This window comes from Kitasatospora sp. NPDC048722 (assembly GCF_040650235.1).
GTDB lineage: Bacteria > Actinomycetota > Actinomycetes > Streptomycetales > Streptomycetaceae > Kitasatospora.
In genome coordinates this window covers 172864-196104 of the sequence record NZ_JBEZGX010000006.1, presented here as the reverse complement: position 1 = coordinate 196104, position 23241 = coordinate 172864, and the positions used below count along the sequence as shown (strand labels likewise).

At 73.0% G+C, this 23241-nt stretch carries 21 protein-coding genes; 5 read left to right on the top strand and 16 right to left on the bottom strand.

Going from position 1 to position 23241, the window contains the following annotated elements; translation table 11 throughout:
* Nucleotides 1-523: 523 nt before the first annotated feature.
* Nucleotides 524-1798, bottom strand: a complete 1275-nt coding sequence (gene tyrS, locus AB0C76_RS07710) for a tyrosine--tRNA ligase (RefSeq protein ID WP_359961222.1) — start codon at nt 1796-1798, stop codon at nt 524-526.
* A 347-nt stretch (nt 1799-2145) separates the two neighbouring features.
* Between tyrS and AB0C76_RS07705 the strand changes: the two genes are divergently transcribed.
* On the top strand, nt 2146-2661 hold the full coding sequence (locus AB0C76_RS07705) for an HNH endonuclease (RefSeq protein WP_359961169.1): 516 nt from the start codon (nt 2146-2148) through the stop codon (nt 2659-2661).
* Nucleotides 2662-2684: 23 nt separating this feature from the next.
* Here AB0C76_RS07705 and AB0C76_RS07700 read toward each other — a convergent pair whose 3' ends face one another.
* From AB0C76_RS07700 to AB0C76_RS07675, 6 genes are all read right to left on the bottom strand, one after another.
* On the bottom strand, nt 2685-4658 hold the full coding sequence (locus AB0C76_RS07700) for a PQQ-binding-like beta-propeller repeat protein (RefSeq protein ID WP_359961166.1): 1974 nt from the start codon (nt 4656-4658) through the stop codon (nt 2685-2687).
* Nucleotides 4659-4737: 79 nt separating this feature from the next.
* The gene (locus AB0C76_RS07695; RefSeq protein ID WP_359961163.1) at nt 4738-5043 is read right to left on the bottom strand and encodes a 4a-hydroxytetrahydrobiopterin dehydratase; all 306 of its coding nucleotides are present in this window, start codon (nt 5041-5043) and stop codon (nt 4738-4740) included.
* A gap of 104 nt (nt 5044-5147) precedes the next feature.
* Nucleotides 5148-5906, bottom strand: coding sequence for a sulfite exporter TauE/SafE family protein (locus tag AB0C76_RS07690; RefSeq protein WP_359961161.1), 759 nt, complete (start codon nt 5904-5906; stop codon nt 5148-5150).
* 207 nt (nt 5907-6113) lie between these two features.
* Nucleotides 6114-7166 carry an SPFH domain-containing protein gene (locus AB0C76_RS07685; protein ID WP_359961158.1) on the bottom strand — a complete coding sequence of 351 codons (1053 nt, stop codon included), beginning with the start codon at nt 7164-7166 and terminating at the stop codon, nt 6114-6116.
* A gap of 10 nt (nt 7167-7176) precedes the next feature.
* A complete protein-coding gene (locus AB0C76_RS07680; RefSeq protein ID WP_359961219.1) occupies nt 7177-7587 on the bottom strand; it encodes an NfeD family protein in 411 nt (136 codons plus the stop codon).
* A 131-nt stretch (nt 7588-7718) separates the two neighbouring features.
* The gene (locus tag AB0C76_RS07675; protein ID WP_329926400.1) at nt 7719-8510 is read right to left on the bottom strand and encodes an ABC transporter ATP-binding protein; all 792 of its coding nucleotides are present in this window, start codon (nt 8508-8510) and stop codon (nt 7719-7721) included.
* A 148-nt stretch (nt 8511-8658) separates the two neighbouring features.
* Between AB0C76_RS07675 and AB0C76_RS07670 the strand changes: the two genes are divergently transcribed.
* Entirely contained in the window at nt 8659-9462 is an 804-nt protein-coding gene (locus tag AB0C76_RS07670; protein WP_359961155.1) for a hypothetical protein, read from the top strand.
* A 313-nt stretch (nt 9463-9775) separates the two neighbouring features.
* Here AB0C76_RS07670 and AB0C76_RS07665 read toward each other — a convergent pair whose 3' ends face one another.
* The 4 genes from AB0C76_RS07665 to AB0C76_RS07650 form a co-directional block, all read right to left on the bottom strand.
* A complete protein-coding gene (locus tag AB0C76_RS07665; RefSeq protein WP_359961152.1) occupies nt 9776-10612 on the bottom strand; it encodes a hypothetical protein in 837 nt (278 codons plus the stop codon).
* A 197-nt stretch (nt 10613-10809) separates the two neighbouring features.
* Nucleotides 10810-11466: a response regulator transcription factor gene (locus AB0C76_RS07660; protein WP_359961149.1), complete on the bottom strand. Its 657-nt coding sequence runs from the start codon at nt 11464-11466 to the stop codon at nt 10810-10812.
* Nucleotides 11459-12556, bottom strand: a complete 1098-nt coding sequence (locus AB0C76_RS07655) for a GAF domain-containing sensor histidine kinase (protein ID WP_359961216.1) — start codon at nt 12554-12556, stop codon at nt 11459-11461. Before AB0C76_RS07655 ends, AB0C76_RS07660 begins: the two co-directional genes overlap by 8 nt.
* A gap of 341 nt (nt 12557-12897) precedes the next feature.
* Nucleotides 12898-15483, bottom strand: coding sequence for an FHA domain-containing protein (locus tag AB0C76_RS07650; RefSeq protein ID WP_359961146.1), 2586 nt, complete (start codon nt 15481-15483; stop codon nt 12898-12900).
* Nucleotides 15484-15795: 312 nt separating this feature from the next.
* Here AB0C76_RS07650 and serB point away from each other — a divergent pair, with 312 nt between their 5' ends.
* On the top strand, nt 15796-17052 hold the full coding sequence (gene serB / locus AB0C76_RS07645; protein WP_359961143.1) for a phosphoserine phosphatase SerB: 1257 nt from the start codon (nt 15796-15798) through the stop codon (nt 17050-17052).
* Nucleotides 17053-17156: 104 nt separating this feature from the next.
* Here serB and AB0C76_RS07640 read toward each other — a convergent pair whose 3' ends face one another.
* From AB0C76_RS07640 to AB0C76_RS07630, 3 genes are all read right to left on the bottom strand, one after another.
* Entirely contained in the window at nt 17157-17684 is a 528-nt protein-coding gene (locus AB0C76_RS07640; protein ID WP_359961140.1) for a histidine phosphatase family protein, read from the bottom strand.
* A gap of 156 nt (nt 17685-17840) precedes the next feature.
* Nucleotides 17841-17963 carry an SGM_5486 family transporter-associated protein gene (locus tag AB0C76_RS07635; protein WP_359961137.1) on the bottom strand — a complete coding sequence of 41 codons (123 nt, stop codon included), beginning with the start codon at nt 17961-17963 and terminating at the stop codon, nt 17841-17843.
* Nucleotides 17964-18097: 134 nt separating this feature from the next.
* Nucleotides 18098-19381, bottom strand: a complete 1284-nt coding sequence (locus AB0C76_RS07630) for an MFS transporter (protein ID WP_359961134.1) — start codon at nt 19379-19381, stop codon at nt 18098-18100.
* A 131-nt stretch (nt 19382-19512) separates the two neighbouring features.
* On the opposite strand from AB0C76_RS07630, the gene AB0C76_RS07625 reads away from it, so the two are divergent.
* Complete coding sequence (locus tag AB0C76_RS07625; RefSeq protein WP_359961131.1) at nt 19513-20187, top strand: FadR/GntR family transcriptional regulator; 675 nt, start codon at nt 19513-19515, stop codon at nt 20185-20187.
* An 89-nt stretch (nt 20188-20276) separates the two neighbouring features.
* Here the strand turns inward: AB0C76_RS07625 and fabI are convergent, their stop codons facing one another.
* Together fabI and fabG are read right to left on the bottom strand one after the other, a co-directional pair.
* A complete protein-coding gene (gene fabI / locus AB0C76_RS07620; RefSeq protein WP_329926381.1) occupies nt 20277-21044 on the bottom strand; it encodes an enoyl-ACP reductase FabI in 768 nt (255 codons plus the stop codon).
* 2 nt (nt 21045-21046) lie between these two features.
* Nucleotides 21047-21766, bottom strand: a complete 720-nt coding sequence (gene fabG, locus AB0C76_RS07615; RefSeq protein WP_359961128.1) for a 3-oxoacyl-[acyl-carrier-protein] reductase — start codon at nt 21764-21766, stop codon at nt 21047-21049.
* A gap of 296 nt (nt 21767-22062) precedes the next feature.
* Here fabG and AB0C76_RS07610 point away from each other — a divergent pair, with 296 nt between their 5' ends.
* Nucleotides 22063-23208: an MBL fold metallo-hydrolase gene (locus AB0C76_RS07610; RefSeq protein WP_359961125.1), complete on the top strand. Its 1146-nt coding sequence runs from the start codon at nt 22063-22065 to the stop codon at nt 23206-23208.
* Nucleotides 23209-23241 lie beyond the last annotated feature (33 nt).

Genomic DNA, 23241 nt, shown 5'->3' with positions numbered 1-23241 from the left:
AGGAATCTCCAACCCCGATCAGACGATCGAGGCCGGGGATGTCAACATATCTGGCGTTGACTTTTGGCACGCTGTTGAGTTCTCAAGGAACGGACGCTTCCTTCGAGCCGCCTTCCAGCGGGCCCTCCGGGCGCTTCGTTCTTTCGTGTTTCCAGCTTATCAGACGTTTTCCGCTCCGTTTTCCGGAGTTTCATTTATCCGATTTCCCGATCTAGTCGGGATCGCTTTCCGCGACGACCTCCACGTTAGCGCATTCCGGGCGTTACCCGAAATTCACGCTCACCCTGTCGGCGCAGACGCCGAACGACCCAAGCTAATGGGCTTCGAGGTGAGAGTGGGGGTTACCAAGTGGTGTGGCCGCTTCAGCGACTCGTCCAACACTAGGCCACGCGGAGGGCATCGTCAAACGTCGAGGGCGGGATCCGGCTGGATCCCGCCCTCGGTGGACGAAGCCGCTGCTCAGCGGCGTCGGGTTCCGGTCATGCCACTCGTGTCACACGGCCTGCGTCACACGGTGACACGGTCACGCCGTCGCCGGCGCGGTCAGCTCGGCCGCCGCCAGGTTGCGCTTGCCCCGGCGCAGCACGAGCCAGCGGCCGTGCAGCAGGTCGGTCTCGGTAGGCACCGCCTCCTCGTCCGTCACCTTGACGTTGTTGAGGTAGGCGCCGCCCTCCTTGATCGTCCGACGGGCGGCCGAGCGGCTCGGCGCCAGGCCGACGGCGACCAACAGGTCGACCACCGGCTGGAGTTCGGCGACCTCGGCCTTGGGGACCTCGGCCAGCGCCGCCGCCAGGGTCGGGGCCTCCAGGTCGGCGAGGTCGCCCTGGCCGAACAGCGCCTTGGACGCGGCGACCGCGCGCTCGTACTGGTCTGCGCCGTGGACGAGGGTGGTGAGCTCCTCGGCCAGGGCGCGCTGGGCCAGGCGGGCGGCGGGGCGCTCGGCAGTCTCGCGCTCCAGCTCCTCGATCTCCTCCTTCGAGCGGAAGCTGAAGATCCGCAGGAAGTTGGAGACGTCCCGGTCGTCCGCGTTCAGCCAGAACTGGTAGAAGGCGTACGGGGTGGTCAGCTCGGGGTCGAGCCAGACCGTGCCGGACTCGGTCTTGCCGAACTTGGTGCCGTCGGCCTTGACGATCAGCGGCGTGGCCAGCGCGTGCACGGACTTGCCCTCGGCCTTGCGGATCAGGTCCGTGCCGGCGGTGAGGTTGCCCCACTGGTCGCTGCCGCCGGTCTGCAGGGTGCAGCCGTAGCGGCGGTTCAGCTCCAGGTAGTCCATGCCCTGGAGAATCTGGTAGCTGAACTCGGTGTAGCTGATGCCCGCGTCGGAGTTGAGCCGCCGGGCGACGGCCTCCTTGGCGATCATGTTGTTGACGCGGAAGTACTTGCCGACGTCCCGCAGCAGGCTGATGGCGGACATCCCGGACGTCCAGTCCAGGTTGTTGACCATGCGCGCCGCGTACGGGCCGTCGAAGTCGAGGAAGCGCGAGATCTGGCCGCGCAGGCGGTCGACCCAGGCGGCCACCGTCTCGGGGGCGTTGAGGACGCGCTCGGCGGTGGGCTTCGGGTCGCCGATCAGGCCCGTGGCGCCGCCGACCAGGCCGAGCGGGAGGTTCCCCGCCTGCTGGATGCGGCGCATGGTGAGGATCTGCACGAGGTTGCCGAGGTGCAGGCTGGGGGCCGTCGGGTCGAAGCCGCAATAGAACGTGACCGGGCCGTCCGCGAACGCCTTGCGCAGTGCGTCCTCGTCGGTGGACAGGGCGATCAGCCCACGCCACCGCAGCTCGTCGACGATGTCCGTCACGGTCACGCTTCTCCTTCGATCGGGCGTCCGGCCCGGTGCTGGCCCGGTTCGGTCGGGCCCCGGGTCGGTACGACTCCAGCCTGATAGAGCCTACGCGGTCCCGGCCAGCGAGTTTTCCCTAGGCACCGTCCCCGCTCCTCCGGGAGGCCGTCCGCCGCTCCCCCACGCGGCGGCCGGGAGCCCGTCGCCCGCTCCCCGGCGCGGCTCCGGGTGCCCTTCGATACCGGAAATTCCGTTGTTCGTCGGCCGCGGGCCCATTCAGAGTGGTCCCACCGCCGTGCGGCGGCAGTGACGTGTGTGGAGACGGTCGTGCCGCCGTGGCACGCCCGTGGGAAGGGTGTGCCGAGGTGCGCAACACGCTGGTTCTGAACGCGAGCTACGAGCCCCTGACGACGGTGTCGCTCCAGCGCGCCGTGGTCCTGGTGCTCCAGGACAAGGCGGTGGTGGAGCAGGCGCATCCGCTGCGCACGGTCCGGGGCACCGGCGTCACCGTACCGGTGCCGCGGGTGATCAGACTCCAACGCTACGTACGGGTCCCGTTCCGACAACGGGCGCCGTGGTCGCGGCGGGGTGTCCTGGCCCGCGACCAGCACCTGTGCGCGTACTGCGGGCGGCGGGCCACCACGGTGGACCACCTGCAGCCGCGGTCGCGCGGTGGTGAGGACAGCTGGTTGAACACCGTGGCCGCGTGCGCCGAGGACAACCAGCGCAAGGCCGACCGGACACCGGAGCAGGCGGGGATGAAACTGCTGCGCCGCCCGTTCGTGCCGACCCCTCAGGCGACCCTGATGCTGGCGCTCGGCCTGCGCGACTCGGAGGCGAGGGAACTCGCCGACTGGCTACCGGTCGTGCCCGCGGCCTAACTCCACTCGTGCGTGGCGGCCGGCTAGCCCTTCGCCTGGTAGCCGGCCGCCGTCCCGAAGTTCGCCGAGTGCTCGGGCACCACGACGACCTTGCCGCCGCCGATCAGCACCCGGCCCGAGATCAGCAGCGAACCGGTGCCCGGCGGGAAGTTTCCACCGGTCGACTCGTGGCCGCCGGTCACGGCGAAGCGGGAGAGGTGGGCGGGCTGGTCGCGGCGCTCGTCGGCGGCGAGCACGAGGGAGCCGCCGTCGAGGGCGACCGCCCGCAGCACGCCCTTCTCGGCGGCCGGGGCCTTCCAGCTCTGCTTCCCGCTGTCGAGGTCGTAGCCGACCGCGACGACGGCGCCGTTGCCGTTCGGCGGCACGAGCGTGGTGACCATCGTCCGGTCCTGGAAGAAGACCCCGGGCGTGGCCGAGAACGTGCCGTGCGCGACGTCCAGGCGGCCGGCGTCGCCGCTGACCGGGATCTCGGCGGCCGGGTCGCCGCTCGCGCCCCACGCGAACACCCGGTCGTCGGCCGGCTTCTCGCCGGTGGTGAGGACGACGGCGGGCTCGGCGGAGAGCACCGTCACCGTCTTCGGGTTGTTGTTCAGGCCGCGCCACCAACTGACCTTGCCGTCGGCCGTGTTGAGCGCGACGGCCTGGCCGGCCGGGGTCGAGTCGGCGCACGTGGAGGCGACCATCACGGTCTTGCCGGTGACCCCGCCGGAGAGCGTGCAGAACTTGCCCTGCCCGGTGTACTGCCAGACGTCCTTGCCGTCGGCCGCGTCCCAGGCGATCGCCCGGTCGTCGCCGACGGCCACGATCTTGTCCTCGGTGACGCCGACGTGCGCGGTGTAGGCGCCCTTGGCGTCCGAGAGGGTCTTCGTCCACGCGGTCTTGCCGGTCTTGGTGTCCACCGCCGCTAGCAGCGTGCACGGGCTGTTCGGGTCCGCCTGGACACGGAACAGCACGGCGCCCACGCCGGACGGGTTCACGGTCGGCGACAGCCCGCACGGGACGGCCCCGGCGGCCGGCGGCTCGACCGACCAGCCGGGCTTGCCCGCCGCCAGGTCGTACGCGCGCACGCCGGAGGCGTCGGCCCGGACCACCGCGCCGGCGAGCAGCCAGCTCCCGACCAGCGTGTCGTCCGCCCCGGACTGCGCCGCCGGCTGCGCGGACCACTCCTTGGTGTGGGCGACGGCGAAGCCGGGCTCGCCGCCCCCGCCACCCGATGTGGAGGCGCTGCCACTGTCCTCGACGCCGACCATCAGGCCGGCCGCTATCAGGACGCCCAGGGCCGCGACTCCGGCGCCGGTGCGGACCAGGAGCGTCTTGCGGCTGGGCACGTGCTCGCCGGTCAGCACCGCGTCGGCGGCGGTCCGGGCCCTGTCCGCGAGCGAGGAGCCGCCCTTGGTGCCCTTTCCGCCGCCGTCGCCACCCCGGCGCGAGGCCGACCGGGACGACACGACGGGCTCGGCGGCAGCCGGCGCCCCGGGCTCCCCCGGCGCGGCGGGATCCGGCTCCGGCTCGGCTGACTCGATGTGCACGTAGCCGTCGGCCGAGTACTCCGCGCCCGTCGGCACGTACAGGCTGTCCTCGGCGGACCGCTGCGGGTCGGACGCGGCGTACTCGGCGTACTGCTGCTGCTCGTAGCCGGGGTACTGGTGGTAGGGCTGGTAGGGCTGGTAGGGCTGGTAGGGCTGGTACGGGTCCTGGGCGTAGCCGCCCTGCCCGTACGCGGTCTGCCCCTCCTGACCGTACCCGGCGCCCTGCCCGTACGCCGCCTGACCGTCCCGGGTGTGCCCGTACTCGCCGTACTCGCCGTACCCGGCGCCCTGGCCGTAGTCGCCCGGCCCGTACTCGGCCGGCCCGTAACCGGTGGTCGTCTGCCAGTGCCCCGGCTGGACGTGCTGAGCCTGCTGGCCGTGCTGCTGCTCGGGGTAGCCGCCCTGCCAGTCCTGCTGCTGGGGGTACCACGCCTGCTGCTGGGCGTCTCCGAAGGGCTCCTGCGCCATCCGTTCCGTCCCTCCCGAGCCGCCTGCACTGCGGCAGTCAGCATCTCACGCCCACCGGAGCGCCCCGCTCCGGCCTCCGTCAGGCGGCGGACTCGGCGCTCAGGGCCCCGTCGATCCGGGCGGCGAGGGTGAAGTCCAGGCCGGTGAGCCCGCCCGCGCTGTGGGTGGAGAGGACGAAGCGCAGGGTGCGCCAGCGGATGTCGATGTCGGGGTGGTGGTCCAGCGCCTCGGCCTGTTCGGCGACGGCGTCGACGACGCGGATCGCCGCCGGGAAGTCCGGGGCGTCGGCGGTGCGGACGATGGCCTCGCCCTCCCGGGACCACTGCGGCACGCCGGTCAGGGCCGCCGTGATCTCGTCCTCGGTCAGCCGTGCTCTGCTGCTCATCGAAGCGCTCCAAGCCTGGTCGGATCCGCTGCCGGCGGATCGGCGTGCACTGCGACGAACATACGCCTGCGCCGGGGCCCCGGCCCGGTGCCGCGAGGCCGGGTTCAGCCCAGCAGCAGCTTGGTGACGGCCGCCAGGCCGACCACCACGATGACCGCGCGCAGCGCCGTCGGCGACAGGCGGCGGCCGACCTTGGCGCCGAGCAGGCCGCCCAGCAGCGAACCGACGGCGATGAGCCCGGCAGCCGTCCAGTCGACCTTCGCGGTGAAGAGGAAGAACAGCGCCGCCACACCGTTGACGATCATGGCGAGCGCGTTCTTCACGGCGTTGATGCGCTGGAGGTCCTCCTGGAGGAGCATGCCCATGAGCGCCATCAGCAGGACGCCCTGCGCGGCGCCGAAGTAGCCGCCGTAGATGCCGGTGAGGAACACGCCGCCGAGCAGGACGAGGCTGCCGTCCGGGTCCCCGCCGGGGCGGCGGCGGGCGGCGACGGCCTTGGCCACCCGGGGCTGGATCACCACGAGGACGAGCGCCAGCAGGATGAGCACCGGGACGATCGCGTCGAAGGCGCCGCTCGGCAGGGTGATCAGCAGCACGGCGCCGACCAGGCCGCCGAGCAGGGAGGCGGTGCCGAGGCGCAGCAGGCGGCGGCCCTGGTCGGCCAGTTCGCGGCGGTAGCCGATCACGCCGCTGAGCGAACCGGGCACCAGGCCGAAGGAGTTGGACACGTTGGCGGTGACCGGCGGGATGCCGACGGCGAGCAGGACGGGGAATGTGATCAGGGTGCCGGAGCCGACGATCACGTTGATCATCCCGGCACCGACGCCCGCCACCAGGACGGCTATCGCCTCCCAGAGCGTCACGGGTCACCTCTTCCTTTCGTCCGGGTCCGAAGGGATCATGCCGGACGGTCCGCCGAACCGACCAGCCCCGACCACGATGCGGAACACCTGCCGGACATGCCGAGGGCCCGCCCCGCACCTCGTCGGTGCGACGGCGGGCCCTCCCGCGTCACCGCCTCACGGCGGCCACTGCCCTGGTCTCCGCCTCACGGCGTCGACGCGGCCGGCTCACTCCGGGTCGATCTTGCGGTACTCGCGCGCCGGGTCCACCCGCGGACGGGCCGCGCCCTTGTCGATGTCCACCGGCCGCGGACCGGCCGCCGGGTCGATCGGCACCTGGGTGGCGGCCGGGGCCGCCGGGGCCGGGACGCTGGGGGCCGCGACCGCGCCGCCGTTCGCGCCGCCGTTGCCGGCCAGGCCGGTGAAGGCGCCGCCGAGGCCCTTGAGCGCGTCGCCGACCTCGCTGGGGATGATCCAGAGCTTGTTGGAGTCGCCCTTGGCCAGCTCGGGCAGGGTCTGCAGGTACTGGTAGGCGAGCAGCTTCTGGTCGGCGTCGCCGTCGTGGATCGCCTCGAAGACCGTCCGGATCGCGGCCGCCTCACCGTCGGCGCGCAGCACCGCGGCCTGCGCCTCACCCTCGGCCCTGAGCACGTCCGCCTGCTTCTCACCCTCGGCCTTGAGGATCTGCGCCTGGCGCTGGCCCTCGGCGGTGAGGATCGCGGCGCGCTTGTCACGGTCGGCGCGCATCTGCTTCTCCATCGAGTCCTGGATGGAGGTCGGCGGCTCGATCGCCTTCAGCTCGACGCGGTTGACCCGGATGCCCCACTTGCCGGTCGCCTCGTCCAGGACGCCGCGCAGGCCGGCGTTGATGACCTCGCGGGAGGTCAGGGTGGACTCCAGGTCCATGGAGCCGATGATGTTGCGCAGCGTCGTGACGGTGAGCTGCTCGATCGCCTGGATGTAGCTCGCGACCTCGTACGTCGCCGCGCGGGGGTCGGTGACCTGGTAGTAGATCACCGTGTCGATGTTGACGACCAGGTTGTCCTGGGTGATCACCGGCTGCGGCGGGAACGGCACGACCTGCTCGCGCAGGTCGATGCGGTTGCGCACCCGGTCGATGAACGGGACGACGATGTTCAGGCCGGCGTTGAGGGTCCGGGTGTAGCGGCCGAAGCGCTCCACGATCGCGGCGCTGGCCTGCGGGATGACCTGGATCGTCTTGATCAGCGCGATGAAGGCCACCACGACCAGGACGACCAAAACGATAAGGACGGGTTCCACGGACTCTCCCCTAGACGACCAGGGCGGTCGCGCCCTGGATTTCGACGACGTCGACCTGCTGCCCCGGCTGGTAGACCGAGTCCGGGTGGAGCGCTCGGGCCGACCAGATCTCGCCGTTCAACTTGATCCGTCCGCCCTCCCCGTCGACGGTTTCCGCGACGACCGCGGTGGCGCCCTGGAGCGCCTCGATGCCCATCTTGATGTTCGGGCCCTTCCTGAGCTCCCGGTAGGCGATCGGGCGGACGACCACCAGCAGCGCGACGGAGGACACCACGAAGGTCAGGGTCTGCCAGACCACCCCCGCGCCCAGTCCGGCCACACCGGCCGCTGCCAGCGCGCCGACCGCGAACATGGCGAACTCCGGCATCGCGGTGAGCACCAGCGGTATGCCGAGCCCGACGGCGGCCAGGAGCCACCACATCCAGCTGTCCACGGATCCATCCTAGGGACGAAGGGCCTTCGTGGCGGACAGTTCCCGCAGGTCCAGGGGCGGAAACCGGTCGCGCGTGCGACCGGTTCCCGTGGCGGGCCGGACGGTCGTCGGACGGGGGCTCAGCCCAGCGGCAGGCCCTGGGCCGACCAGCGGTCGCCGTGGCGCTCCAGGGTCAGCGGCAGGCCGAAGCACTTCGACAGGTTACGGGCGGTCAGCTCGGTGTCGATCGGACCGGCGGTGAGCACCTTGCCCTGACGGATCATCAGGACGTGGGTGAAGCCGGGGGCGATCTCCTCGACGTGGTGGGTCACCATCGCCATCGCCGGCGCGAACTCGTCCTGGGCCAGCGCGCCGAGGCGGCGGATGAGGTCCTCGCGCCCGCCGAGGTCCAGGCCGGCGGCCGGCTCGTCGAGCAGCAGCAGCTCGGGGTCGGTCATCAGCGCGCGGGCGATGAGGGTGCGCTTGCGCTCGCCCTCCGACAGCGTGCCGAACTTGCGGTCGGTGAGGTTGGACATGCCGAGGCGGTCCAGCAGCGCGAGCGCGCGGGACTCGTCCGACTGCTCGTAGCTCTCCTGCCAGCTGACCGTCATGCCGTAGGCGGCGGTGAGCACGGTCTGCAGCACCGTCTGCTCGGCGGGGAGCTTGTCGAACATCGCGGCACCGGCCAGGCCGATCCGGGAGCGCAGCTCGAAGACGTCGATCTCACCGAGCTTCTCGCCGAGCACCGAGACCTTGCCCGCGGTCGGGAACAGGTACGAGGAGGCGATCTGCAGCAGCGTCGTCTTGCCGGCGCCGTTCGGGCCCAGGATGACCCAGCGCTCACCCTCGGAGATGGACCACGAGACCTGGTCGACCAGCGCGCGCCCCTCCCGGACCACGGATACGTCCACCAGCTCCAGCACGTCGCTCATGCCTACGCCTTCCCCAATACAGAATCTTCGGCCGTCGGTGCGGGCGGCGAGCCTACTCCGGCGGCCGGTGGGCACGGGGTCGGTGCGCCGCACGCGCATGGGCAAACCTACGCCACGCGGATGACCGCCGATTCCGTAGGCTGGCCGGATGCTCGCGACTCCTGCCGACAATCCGTACGAAGAGCCCCGTTCGGGGCGGCTGACCGCCTGGGGCAACGCCCTGCTCGCCGGGCTCGTCCCGCCGGACAACGCCGCCGCGGCCGTCCTCGGCGACGACGAGGGCCACCGGGTGACCGGCCTGCCCGGGGACGAGCCGGGCGAGCAGCACGGGCTCACGTGGGCGCTCGGCCGGCTGCGGGTACTCGGCGTGCAGGGCCTGCGGCTGGCACTCCCCTCGGCCGGGCACCCGCTCGGGCTGACCGGCCCGGCGGCGTTCAACGACCGGGCCATGGGCGCGGGCGAGGCCGTCCTGGCGGTCGGCGCACCGCTCGGGCTGGTGCCCGAGGTCGAGGTCTTCGGCCCGGCCGGGGACCGCTCGGCGACGGTGCTGTGGCGCTGCTCGACGGTCAACGACGGCCCGCCGGCCGACGTGCCGTCCCTGCACGAGGCCGAGCGCGAGCTCGCCGACGGGCTGCGTGAGGCGACCGCCCTGCTCACCCGCCTCGACGTGGCCGGTGCCGGTCCGGAGGCGCTGCGGGCCCTGGACGCCTACCGCCGCCGCGGCCACGCCGAGCTGCTCGCGCCCGGCTATCCGGCCCGCGCCGTGCGCGTGCTGGAGTCCGCCCGCCAGGTGTCCGCGCTCCTGACGATCGCCTCCGGGGGCCACGGCGCCGCCGTCAGCGCCTCGGAGATGGCCGCCCGCCAGTCCGTCCTCGACCCGCTGCGCCGCACCGCCCGCCGCGCCCAGGTGGCCGCCTACAACGCCCTCGTGGACGAGCGCCAGGACAGCTGAGCCCCACGGCACCGCACCCGCGCGGGAGATCCGGACGGACCGGTTTCCCGCGCGGCGCGGGCCGGGGCGACGAAGACATGGCCGGAAAGCAGCCATGCCCGGGCCCCGCGCCCGCGCCACCGAGCGCGAGCCCCGCGCCAACGCCGCCCGGCCCACCGCGCAGCACCCGGCGCCCAACCCACCGCCCGATCGCCGGGCCACCACGCGGCGGGCAGCGTGCCCCGCGCCGACGCCGCCCGCCTGCCGCCACGCACGGAAGTCGCCGACCGCCCGGCCCACCGCGCAGCACTCGCCGGAACGCCCGCCCGCCGCCCTACCGCCAGGGATCGGCCGCCGCCAGTGCCATCACCTCCGCCCGGTCGTACCGCCCGTCCCGGGCCCGGGTCAGCCCGCCCTTCGCCACGGCGGCCTCCAACCGCGCGGCCGACCAGCCCAGTTCCTCGGCCGCCTCCGCCGCCGACAGACTCTCCGCCATCCGCTGCCGCAGCAGCTCGGCGGCGGCCTCCGCCTCGGCCTCGGCGCGGCGCAGCCGCTCGGTGACCGCCTCCTCCACGGCGGCCTCCGGCACCGCCGCCAACGCCTCGCGGCTGTAAGTGGGGTGGCCGCGGAACTCGCCGGAGGCCCGGAGCGCCCCGGCCTCGGCGAGCCGGCGGATGTCGTCCGCCGTCACCGGGAGGCCGGTGGTGTGTCCCAGGGCGACGGCGGCCTTGCCGGCGCCCACCCGGGGGACGGCGCCCAGCGCGGCCGTGAGCTCGGCGGTGCGGGCCCGCAGCTCGGCCTCCGCCGCGGCCGACCAGGCCCGACCGTCGACGTCCGGTTCGGGGATCAGCCCGCGCTCCCGCGCCTGGTCGAACTGCCAGCGCACCAGCCCGAGCCGCCGGCGCAGGACCTCGGGGCCGTAGGCATCGCGCTCGCGGGCCGTCTCCTGCGCCAGTTTCGCGGCCCGCTCCGCGACGTCCGCCGCCAGCGCGGCGGCGATGTCGGCGCGGCGTTCGAGCAGGGGCTCCACGGCCGCCAGGGACCACCGCCGGTCCTCGACGTCCGGCGGCGGCACCAGGCCGAGGTGCTTGGCCCGCTGGAACAGGCGGTACGTCAGCTCCAGTTCGTTGGCGAGCACGACCGACCCGTACTCGCTGCGCGGCGCGTCCATCAGGTCCTCCCCCGGGTTCGATGTCGGCGCTCAGCCTGGCACACCGCCCTGACGCCCCGTCACGCCCTTTCCGCCCGTCCCCTGCCGAACGGCACACGCCGAGCCCGCGTCTGACGCCCCTTGCCCCGGATTACCTCCCGCCCGGCACAGCGCGACGGCACCCCTCGCGCGCCCCGGCCGCACGCCCCGCCGACGCGCTACGCCTCCCGGCCCTCCCCGTGCCGGACGGCCCAGAGCGCGGCCTGGGTGCGGTCGGCGAGGTCCAGCTTCATCAGGATGTTCGACACGTGCGTCTTCACGGTCTTCTCCGACAGGTGCAGGCTGCGCGCGATCTCCCGGTTGGAGCGCCCGTCCGCGATGTGCCCCAGCACCTCCCGCTCGCGCTCGGTGAGCGTCCCGCCCCGGCCCTGCGGGACGCGCGGGCCGTCGTCGGAGAGGAGCGCCTCGGCGAGTTCGGGCTGGAGCAGGACGTGGCCGGCGTGGACCGAGCGGATGGCTCCGGCGAGCGCCTCCGGGTCGACGTCCTTGTACACGTACCCGGCGGCGCCGGCCCGCAGCGCCGGGACCATCGTGCGGTGCTCGGTGAAGCTGGTGACGATCAGGATCCGGGCCCGGCTGCCCTCGCCCTTGAGCGTGCGCAGCGCCTCGATCCCGTCGACGCCGGGCATCTTGAGGTCCATCAGGACGACGTCCGGGTCGAGCTCGCGGGCCCGTTCGACGCCCTCGGCGCCGTCGGCGGCCTCGCCGACCACCTCGATGTCGTCCTGCACCTCCAGGAAGGTGCGCAGGCCGCGCCGCACGACCTGGTGGTCGTCGACGAGCAGGACGCGGATCGGTGGCGTGGTGTCAGGCACCGGGGACCTCCATCTCGACGAGCGTGCCCCGGCCGGGGGCGGATTCCAGGGTGAGCCGGCCGCCGACGGCGGCGGCGCGGTCGTGCATCGACGCCAGCCCGAGGTGCTTGCCGGCCCGGCGGACGGACTCCGGGTCGAACCCCTTCCCGTCGTCCCGCACCTGGAGGACGGCCCCGCGCTCGGGCGTGCCGAGCAGGGAGACGGTGACGCACCGCGCGCCGGAGTGGCGCAGCGCGTTGTGCAGCGCCTCCTGGGCGACCCGCAGCAGCGCGGCCTCCTGGGCGGGCGGCAGGGCGCGGACGCCGTCGGCGGCGAAGGCGACGTCGGCGGTGTGGGCGCGGTCGAGCACCTGGACCTGGGAGGCGAGGGTGGCGCTGAGCCCGTCCTCCTCCAGGGCGGCGGGGCGCAGTTCGACGACGACGGCGCGGAGTTCGTCGGCGGCCTCGGCGGCGAGCCGGGCGACCTCGGCGAGTTCGGCGCGGGCCCGGACCGGGTCGCGGTCGACGAGCTTGGCGGCCGCCTTGGCGGTGAGCCGCAGCGAGAAGAGCTTCTGCGAGACGGCGTCGTGCAGGTCGTGGGCGATGCGGGCGCGCTCGCCGGCCAGGGTCAGTTCCCGGCTGCGCTCGTAGAGACGGGCGTTGGAGAGGGCGAGGGCGGCGTGGGCGGCGAGTATCCGCAGCAGTTCCTCGTCGTGGTCGGTGAAGAGGCCGCCGCCGCGCTTGTTGGCGAGGAAGATGACGCCCGTGACCTGCGGTTCGTCCTCGGCGGCGTCGGTGTCGAGGACGGGCATGCCGAGGAAGGCGTCCATCTCGGGGTGCGCGGCGGGCCAGCCGCCGAACGCGGGGGCCTCGCGGACGTCGGCGAGCCGGGTGGGCCCGGTCTCGTGGAGCATCTTGGCGAGCACGCCGTGCTGCCGCGGCAGCGGGCCGATGGCGTGCCACTGCTCGTCGGTGATGCCGTCGACGACGAACTGGGCGAAGCCGCCGTGGTCGTCGGGGACGCCGAGGGCCGCGTACTCGGCGCCGAGGAGTTCCCGGGCGGAGGCGGTGATGCGGCGCAGCACCTCGCGGACCTCCAGGTGCCGGCTCATCGCGAGCAGCGCCCGGCTCACCGCCTCGATGCCGGCCAGGCAGGGGTCGCAGGCGGGCGGCCGGTCATGATGGGAGTGACCGACCGGTATCCGGCCGTCGGTGAGGGGACCGGCCGCCGGGCGGTGGTCACTGGGCGCGCTGGACATACCGCCAACCTACCGCCGCGCCCCGGGCCCCCGCGTCCGTCCGCAGCCGCCCCGGTCGCAGGTCCGGGGACCTAGGCCGATGGGCCCGGAGCGCGGGGACCGCAGCGCGAAGGCCTGAGCTCAAGGACCGGAACGGAAGGAGGGGCGGCCCTCCCGGTCGGGAGAACCGCCCCTCTGGCGTACCGGCGGGGGCCTCAGCCCTTCTGCATGACCTCGGGCTCGTGCCGGCGCTGGAGGCGCGTCACGATGATGCCGATGACGACGGAGATGGCGACCAGCACACCGGCGTCGATCGACCACTGGGCGACGGAGTGCGTCCACAGCGGGTCGTAGTCCGGGTTCTGGAAGTCCTTGTTCCAGGGGCCCATCAGGTGCGACAGGTCGAGCGTGGTGGACACGATGCCGGTGCCCCAGCGGGCCGGCATCAGCCAGGCGACCTGCTCCAGGCCGGGCTTGCCGAAGATCTGGAAGAGGCAGCCGGTGAAGACGACCTGGACGATGGCGAACATGACCAGCAGCGGCATGGTCTTCTCGGCGGTCTTGACCAGCGCGGAGATCATCAGGCCGAACATCATCGCGGCGAAGCTCAGCAGGATCATCCCGATCGTCATCTCGACGAGCGGGGTGTTCGCGACGATCAGACCGTGCGCGGGCAGCTTGCGCGGCAGGAAGCCGACGGCGGAGATGATCGCGCCCTGGATCACGCTGAAGATGCCCAGCACGATGATCTTGGACATCATGTACGCCGACCGGGACAGGCCGGTGGCCCGTTCCCGTTCGTAGATCGCCCGTTCCTTGATCAGCTCACGGACCGAGTTGGCCGCGCCGGAGAAGCAGGCGCCGATCGCGAGGATCAGCAGGATCGTCGCGGCCCCGTTGTTGAGGTGGAGCTGCGTCTTGGGGTTCGGCGCGAGCCCCGGTTCGTTGGGGATCAGCACGCTGACCGCGCCGATGACGGCGGGCAGCAGCACCGACAGCGCGAGGAAGCCGCGGTCCGAGGCGAGCACCGACATGTAGCGGCGCATCAGCGTCCACAGCTGCGAGCCCCAGCTCTGCGGCTTGGGCGGCTTGATGGCCTCCTGCGCGACCTGGACGTGCTGCACCTCGCCCGCCTCGACGGTCGGCGCGGAGTACTGCTGGTAGTGCACCGAACCGCGGTAGCGGCCGGCCCAGTCGTGGTCCGGGTAGTTCTCGAAGGCCTGGAAGACGTCCGCCCAGGTCTCGTAGCCGAAGAAGTGCAGCGCCTCGTCCGGCGGGCCGAAGTAGGCCACCGAACCGCCCGGCGCCATGACCAGCAGCCGGTCGCAGAGCGCCAGTTCGGCCACCGAGTGGGTGACGACGAGGATCGTGCGGCCGTCGTCGGCCAGGCCGCGCAGCATCTGCATGACCTCGCGGTCCATGCCCGGGTCGAGGCCCGAGGTGGGCTCGTCCAGGAAGATCAGCGACGGCTTGGTGAGCAGCTCCAGGGCGACCGAGACGCGCTTCTGCTGGCCGCCGGAGAGCGCGGTGATCTTGTTGTCGGCGCGCTTGTCCAGGCGCAGCTCGTACAGCACCTCGTCGATCCGGGCCTCGCGCTCGCGGGCCTCGGTGTCGCCGGGGAAGCGCAGCTGGGCCGCGTACTTGAGGCCCTTGCGGACGGTCAGCTCGCGGTGCAGGATCTCCGACTGCGGCACCAGGCCGATGCGGGAGCGGAGTTCGGCGAACTGCTTGTAGAGGTTGCGGCCGTCGTACAGCACCTCGCCGCGGTCGGCCGGGCGGTAGCCGGTGAGGGCGCGCAGCAGGGTCGACTTGCCGGAGCCGGACGGGCCGATGACGGCGACCAGGGACTTCTCCGGGACGCCGAAGCTGACGTCGTTGAGCAGGATCTTCTTCGCGCCCTTGTGCTCGACCTCGACGGTCAGGTGGCGGGCGGAGAAGGAGACCGCGCCGGTGTCGACGAACTCCTGCAGCTGGTCGCCGACCAGCACGAAGCTGGAGTGGCCGACGGTCAGCCGGTCCTGCGGGCCCATCAGCTGGCGCTGCACCTGCTGGCCGTTGAGGAAGATGCCGTTGTGGCTGCCGAGGTCGACGATCTCGTAGCGGCCGTCGGGCAGTTGACGCAGCTCGGCGTGGTGGCGGGAGACCTGGAGGTCGGAGACGACGATGTCGTTGTCGAGCGCGCGGCCGATCCGGACGGTGCGCATCGCCGACGTCAGGTTGCGGATCATCGTCGGCTGCGGGCCGCCACCGCCGCCGTGCGGCGGCTGGGGCGTGAAGCCCTGCTGCTGGGCGGGGAAGCCCTGCTGCTGCGGGAACGGCGGCTGCGCGGCCTGCTGCTGCGGCAGGCCGCCCTGCTGCGCGGCCCACGGCTCGGACTGCTGCTGGTACGGATCCTGGGCCTGCTGCCCCCACGCCTGCTGCTGGGCGGGCTGCTGCTGCGGCGCCGGCGCGTTGCTGCGGCTGGTGGCGGCCTCGTGCCAGGCGGGCGCCTGCGGGGCGGCGGACTGGACGGGTGCCGAGAAGGAGAGGCGCGGGCCGTTCTCCGGGTTGCCGAGGTTGACGACGGCGCCCGGGAAAAGCTGGGCCTGCTGGGTCCGGGCACCGGCGACGTACGTGCCGTTGGTGCTGCCGTGGTCGTCCAACTGCCAGCCGGTCCCGTTGAAGGACATGGTCCCGTGGTGCCAGGAGACCCGCGCGTCGTCGAACGGGAAGTCCGACTGCGGGTTGCGCCCGATGGTGTAGGACCGCCCCGGCTCCAGAGTCCGCTGCTGTCCGTTGATCTCAATGACGAGTTGCGGCACTGCTCGCCTGCCCCGCTCTCTCGGTCCCCCGATTGTGTCCCCCGGCCGGGGGTGCGTACTTCCTGTAACTGACGGGGGAATCATTCCAGCCGACGGACCGCTGACGAAAGTCACCCCTGGGGACTGTGACCAGGCGGCAACGATTCGCGGACGGCGCGGTGTCCCGGGCTTCGCCGCACCCCCACGCCACCTCCCCGTCACCTGCACGTCGTCCGGTTCCCGGACACACGCTCCGGGCACCCCCGATCCGTGCGTCCGGGGGGTGGACGGGTGTCCTGCGGGCCCTTCCCGCCCGGTAGCGTGGGACCCACCATGAACGCATCGCCCTTGGCCGCTGAGCCTTCCCCCGCCTCGCAGCCCCGGACCGAGGACGAGCGCACCCTGCTCGTCAAGGTGTTCGGCAAGGACCGCCCCGGCATCACGGCCGGCCTCTTCGCCACCCTGGCCGGCTTCGGCGTCGACGTGATCGACATCGAGCAGGTCGTCACGCGTGGCCGGATCACGCTGTGCGCCCTGGTCACCCCGCCCACCGCGCCCGGTGCCGAGGGCGGCCTGCGGGCCACCGTGCACCGCTGGTCGGAGGAGCAGAAGCTCCAGGCCGAGATCATCTCCGGCATCGGCGACAACCGGCCGCGCCGCGAGGGCCGGTCGCACGTGACGGTGCTGGGCCACCCGCTGACCGCCGCCGCGGTCTCGGCGCTCACCTCCCGGATCACCGCGGCCGGCGGCAACATCGACCGCGTCTTCCGCCTCGCCAAGTACCCGGTGACGGCGGTCGAGCTGGCCGTGTCCGGTGTCGCCACCGACGAGCTGCGCGGCGAGCTGGCCCAGGAGGCGGCGGCCCAGCGGGTCGACGTCGCCGTGGTCGCGGCCGGCCTGGAGCGCCGCGCCAAGCGCCTGGTGGTGATGGACGTCGACTCCACGCTCATCCAGGACGAGGTCATCGAGCTGTTCGCGGCACACGCGGGCTGCGAGGAGGAGGTCGCCGCGGTGACGGCGGCGGCGATGCGCGGGGAGCTGGACTTCGCCGAGTCGCTGCGCGCCCGGGTGGCGCTGCTGGCCGGGCTGGACGCCTCGGTGACGGAGAAGGTGCGCGCGGAGGTCCGGTTCACGCCCGGGGCGCGAACCCTGATCCGCACGCTGCAGCGCCTGGGCTTCCAGGTGGCGGTCGTGTCCGGTGGGTTCACGCAGGTCACCGACCACCTGGTGGAGCAGCTGGGGCTGGACTTCGCGGCTGCCAACACCCTGGAGGTGGAGGACGGGAAGTTCACCGGCCGGGTGGTCGGCGAGATCGTGGACCGCGCGGGCAAGGCCCGCTGGCTGGCCCGGTTCGCCGAGCAGGCCAAGGTGCCGCTGGAGCAGACGGTCGCGATCGGCGACGGCGCCAACGACCTCGACATGCTGAACGCGGCCGGCCTCGGGGTGGCGTTCAACGCCAAGCCGGTGGTGCGCGAGGCCGCCGACACCGCGGTGAACGTGCCGTTCCTGGACACCGTGCTGTACCTGCTCGGCATCACCCGTGAGGAGGTCGAGGCGGCCGACACCGTCGACGGCGGCCCGGCCGAGTAGTCCCCCGAAGGCCCGCACCGGCGGCCGGACACGAAGGTGAGGGGCGCGCGGACCGAGTCCGCGCGCCCCTCACCTTCGCTCACGTCGGAGGGGACGTCCGGGTGTCAGTCCTGCGGCGTGTGGTAGGAGACCAGCTCGGCCACGCCCGGCTCGACGTTCTTCCAGGATCCGCCGAAGCTGAGCACCGCGATCGCCGCCGTGGGGAAGCCGCCGAGCCGCAGCCGGTCCAGCGCGTCGGGGTCGCCCGCGTCGCCGGCCAGCACCTGGGTCAGGCCCAGCACGCCCGGGTTGTGCCCGACCAGCACCACGTCCGCGTACTCCTCCGGGGTCTCCTGGAGGACGGCGATGATCTCACCCGGGCTGGCCTCGTAGATCCGCTCCTCGTACACGGTCCTGCGGGTCCGCTTGGGCAGCTCGTGCGCCGCCAGCTTCCACGTCTCGCGGGTGCGCAGGGCGGTGGAGCAGAGCACGAAGTCGGGGTTGATCCCGGAGTCGGCCAGCCAGCGGCCGGCGTCCGGGGCCTGGTTGCGGCCCCGGTCGGCCAGCGGCCGCTCGTGGTCGTCGACGCCGTTGGGCCAGTCGGCCTTGGCGTGGCGGAGAACGATGATCCTGCGGGGCGTGTCGGCGCTCATACCCAGCAAGCTTGGCAGAAAAGCCGTCCGGGGGCGCGATGCTCCCGGTTGCCGCCACTCGCAGGGGTGGCGGGTGCCATCCTGCGCCGTTCACCGGGAGTTCCCGCCGGACGGCCGGGTCGTGGGGGCGGGTCGTGGCCCGGGCTCCGGCCCGGGTCAGCCCATGCCGGCGGCGACCGTGGCGATGATCGCCACGAGCACCACGATGCCGGCAACCGCCAGGGCGATGCGGCCGAGCTGCTTGCGGCCGTCGGTCGGGTTCGGTTCGAGAACGGGCATGTCCGGAATTCTCCCACCCCGGACGCGCCCGACGGCCGCCGCCCCCTCGCCCTTGGCCGGTCCTTGACCTTCGCCGGCCCGGCTTCGCCGCACAGGGCCGACCGGGCGACGAACCGGGGAGGGCGGGACGGACCCTAGGCCCCGGCCGGCACCTTCGGCGCCACGGCCTCGTCCTCGATGTACCGGGCCATCGCGGCCCGCAGGCCGAACAGCATCTGCGGTACCAGCAGCAGCGCGAGGAAGCCGAGCGGCCAGTACCACTGGCCCGTCACCTGGTAGATCCGGCCGATCAGGATCGGGCCCGGGATGGAGATCAGGTAGCCGACGCCCTGGGCGAAGGCGGACAGCTGGGCGACGCCGCCCGCGGTCCGGGCGCGCAGCCCGATCATCGTCAGCACCAGCGGGAACGCGCAGTTGGACAGGCCCACCAGGACGGCCCACACCCACGGCAGCGCGGCCGGGGCGAGCGCGAGCCCGGCGTACCCGGCGATGCCGCAGGAGGCCAGCACCACGACGAACAGCCGCTGGTCGCCGCGCCGGGCGGCCAGGTTGGGCAGGACGAAGGAGACCGGCACGCCGATCACCATGGTCACCGCGAGCAGCACGCCCGAGGTGCCCTTGTCCACGCCGGCGTCCTGGAAGATCTTCGGCAGCCAGCCCATGACCACGTAGGCGCCGGTGGCCTGGAGGCCGAAGAAGCAGGCCATCGCCCAGGCCGTCCGGCTGCGGGTGATCGGCAGCTTGTCGGCGGCGGGCCCGCCCGCCTTCTCGCCGCGCTCCCGCTTGGCCACGGCGACTACGGTCCAGAGCACCAGCGCCACGGCGCCGAGGACGGCCCAGACCCCGAGGCCGTAGCGCCAGTCGCCGCCGAGGGCGCTGGTCAGCGGCACGGTGACGGCGGCGGCCAGGGAGGTGCCGGCCGACAGCGACATGGAGTACAAGCCGATCATCGGACCGACCTTGGCCGGGAAGTAGCGCTTGATCACCACCGGGATCAGCACGTTGGAGACCGCGACACCGGCCAGCGCGAGCGCGGTGAGCAGCAGGAACACCGCGGTGCCGCCGGCGAAGGAGCGGGCCAGCACGCCCGCGGTGATCGCGCCCATGCCGGCGGTGATCACCGCGATCGGGCCGATCCGGCGGGCCATCGTGGGCGCGGCGAAGCCGAACAGTCCGAAGCACAGCGACGGCACGGCGGTGAGCAGTCCGGCGACCGTGGGGTTCATCCCGAGGTCGGAGCGGACCTGGTCGAGCAGCGGCCCGAGGCTGGTGACCACGGGACGGAGGTTGAAGGCGGCGGCGGCGATCGCGACGGCGAACAGTCCGACGACGAGGGGGCTGGGGGTGGCGGTGGGCCGCTCGGTCTGCGGCCGCACCTCGGTTCGTGGGGTGGTGGTGGTGTCTGCTGCGGGAGGCATGGGCACCATCATAGAATGATGGGATGAATTGACGCACCACGGAATTGGCATGATGTGCCGACCGTTCATCCACCGGCCCGCCGGAGTCCACCGGGCCCCGTCCACCGCCCCGAAGCCGCTAGGAGTCCCCCGTGGCGCTGTCCTCGCCGAGGCGCACCCCGCTGTCCGACCAGGTGATCGCGCAGCTGCGCGCCCAGATCACCTCCGGCGAGTGGCCCGTCGGCTCGCGCATCCCGACCGAGGCCGCCCTGGTCGAACAGCTCGGTGTCGCGCGCAACACCGTCCGCGAGGCCGTCCGCGCCCTCGCCCACAACGGGCTGCTCGACATCCGCCAGGGCTCCGGCACCTACGTCCTCGCCACCAGCGAGCTCGCCGGCGTCATGCACCGCCGCTTCGCCGACGCCGACCAGGCGCAGGTCGCCGAGCTGCGCTCGGCCCTGGAGACCTCCGCCGCGGGCCTGGCGGCCGTCCGCCGCACCCCGCGCGACCTCGGCCTCCTGGACGCCGCGCTGGCCCGTCGCGAGGCCGCCTGGCACTCCGGCGACGCCGAGGACTTCGTCCAGGCCGACGCCGCCTTCCACCAGGCCGTCGTCGCCGCCGCCCACAACGACGTGCTGGCCGCCGTGTACGCCGACCTCGGCGAGGTGACCCGCGCCCACCTGCGGCACGACGTCGGCCCCGAGCTGATCGCCGAGCGCTACATCGGCCACGACACGATCCTCGACGCGATCCGGGCCGGCGACGCCCAGCGCGCCTCCGTCGAGGCCGGCCGCGCGATCGGGGCCTGCGGCACCGCCGACGCCTGACCCGCACGCCACCGGGACGGCCCGAGAACGCCGCTGCCCGGCACCCCCGCGAAGGGGTGCCGGGCAGCGGCGTCGGTGGAGCGGGCGCCTCAGGCGCCGATGGCGTGCAGACCGCCGTCGACGTGGACGATCTCGCCCGTGGTCTTCGGGAACCAGTCCGACAGCAGCGCGACGACGCCGCGGCCGGCCGGCTCCGGGTCGCTCAGGTCCCACTTCAGCGGGGAGCGCTGGTTCCAGGTGTCGGCCAGCTCGCCGAAGCCCGGGATGGACTTGGCGGCCATCGAGCCGATCGGGCCCGCCGAGATCAGGTTGCAGCGGATGTCCCGCGCGCCCAGGTAACGGGCCAGGTAGCGGTTGGTCGACTCCAGGGCGGCCTTGGCCGGACCCATCCAGTCGTACTGCGGCCACGCGTACTGCGCGTCGAAGGTCAGGCCGACGACCGAGCCGCCGTCCTGCATCAGCGGCAGCAGCGCCATGGTGAGCGACTTCAGCGAGTACGCCGAGACGTGCATCGCGGTGGCCACGGACTCCCACGGGGTGTCCAGGAAGTTGCCGCCCAGGGCGTCCTGCGGGGCGAAGCCGATCGAGTGGACGATGCCGTCCAGGGTCGGCAGGGTCTCGCGGACCTGGTCGGCGATGCCGGCCAGCTGCTCCGGGCTGGAGACGTCCAGCTCCAGGACCTTGACCGGCTTCGGCAGCTTCTTGGCGATGCGCTCGGTCAGGCTCGGGCGGGGGAAGGCGGTGAGGATGATCTCCGCGCCCTGCTCCTGGGCGAGCTTCGCGGTGTGGAAGGCGATGGACGACTCCATCAGCACACCGGTGATCAGGATCCGCTTGCCCTCGAGGATTCCACTCATGATCAGTGACCCATGCCCAATCCGCCGTCGACGGGAATGACGGCTCCGGTGATGTACGCGGCCTCGTCCGAACCGAGGAACCGCACGGTGGACGCGACCTCGGCGGGCGCCGCGTAGCGGCCCAGCGGCACGCCCGAGACGATCTCCGCGCGGCGCTCGTCGCTGAGCACGGCGGTCATGTCGGTGTCGACGAAGCCGGGGGCGACCACGTTGACGGTGATGTTGCGGGCGCCGAGCTCGCGCGCCAGCGACCGGGCGAAGCCGACCAGGCCGGCCTTGGACGCGGCGTAGTTGGCCTGGCCCGGCGAGCCGGAGAGGCCGACCACGGACGAGATCAGGATCACGCGGCCCTTGCGCGCCCGCATCATCAGCTTGGAGGCGCGCTTGACCACCCGGAACGCTCCGGTGAGGTTGGTGTCGAGGACGGACGTGAAGTCCTCCTCGGACATGCGCAGCAGCAGGGTGTCGTTGGTGATGCCCGCGTTGGCGACCAGCACCTCGACGCCGCCGTGCTTCTGCTCGATCTCGGTGAAGGCGGCGTCCACCTGCGCGGCGTCGGTGATGTCGCAGCGCACCGCGAGGACGTCGTACTTCTCCAGGGCCTCGGGCACCTCGCCCGAGCGGCTGGTGATGGCGACCTTGTCGCCCGCCTCGGCGAAGGCCAGGGCGATCGCGAGGCCGATGCCCCGGTTTCCTCCGGTGACGAGAACCGAGCGGCTCAACGATCCACCTCTCTCCGTAAGGGGGTGCGCGTACGGCTGGATGCGCACGCAGTGTGACCGTATCCGGCGCCCGGCGTCGTCGGCGAATCGGTCTCCCACAGCGCCTCACCGAAGGAACTGTGGCAATCCGACAATCCGCGCCCGACCTGCCCGGGAGCCCCTGCGCGGGCCGGCCGGGCACGCGGACGGGAACACCCGGGCCGGTGCGCCCGTTGCCACCCGTTGTACGGGACGACCCGGGCCGGCCGTACCCTCTCCCCGAAACAGTCCCGGCGAGGAACGAAGAGGCAGGGCGCATGACCAAGGCACAGCCCGGGAGCACCCACCGACGCGGACGGCTGCTGGCCCTCACCGCCCTGGCCGCGGTCGCGGGCGCCGCCGCCTGGTCGCTGCGCGACCTCCCGGCCGCGTTCGGGCGCCGCCCGGACGGCGAGCGCGAGGAGCGGGTGCGCGACTCCCCGCAGTACCGCGACGGCGTCTTCCACAACGCGCCGTCCACCCTCGCCCGCGCGGCGTCCGCCCCCAGCATCGACGGCGACACCGTCCGCCGCATGATCTTCCAGCGCGAGCACCGCGTCCCGGCGCACCCGGTGCCGCTCGTGCGCGCCGCCGACGGCCCGCGTCCGGCCGCCGAGGGCGTGGAGATCACCTGGTACGGGCACGCCTCCGCGCTCGTGGAGATCGAGGGCTCGCGCGTCCTGCTCGACCCGATCTGGAGCGACCGCTGCTCGCCCTCCGCGCACGTCGGCCCCAAGCGACTGCACCCCGTGCCGGTCGCGCTGGAGGAACTCCCCCAGGTCGACGCCGTGCTCATCTCGCACGACCACTACGACCACCTCGACATGGCAACGGTCAAGCGCCTGGTGCACACCCAGTCCGCGCCGTTCGCGGTGCCGCTCGGCATCGGCGGCCACCTGCGCCGGTGGGGCGTTCCCGAGCACCGGATCATCGAGCTGGACTGGGACGAGACCTGCACGCTCGGCGAGCTCGCGCTCACCCTCACCTCCGCGCACCACTTCTCCGGCCGCGGCCTGACCCGCAACACCACCCTGTGGGGCTCCTGGGTGATCGCCGGCCCCACCCGCAAGGTCTTCTACACCGGCGACTCCGGCTACTTCGAGGGCTACGCCCGGATCGGCGAGCAGCACGGCCCGTTCGACGCCGCCCTCGTCCAGATCGGGGCCTACGACGCGGCCTGGGCGGACATCCACATGACGCCCGAGGACGCCGTCCTCGCCCACCGGGACCTGGACGCCGGCCTGCTGGTGCCCGTCCACTGGTGCACCTTCAACCTCGGGCTGCACCCGTGGGCCGAACCGGTCGAGCGGCTCCTGAAGGAGGCCAAGGCGCAGGCCGTCCCGCTCGCCGTGCCGCGCCCCGGCGAGCGCGTCGACGTCGACAACCCGCCCGAGCTGGACGGTTGGTGGGAGACCGTCGCCTGACGCCCCGCCGGGCCGCCGGGGCGGCACCGGGCA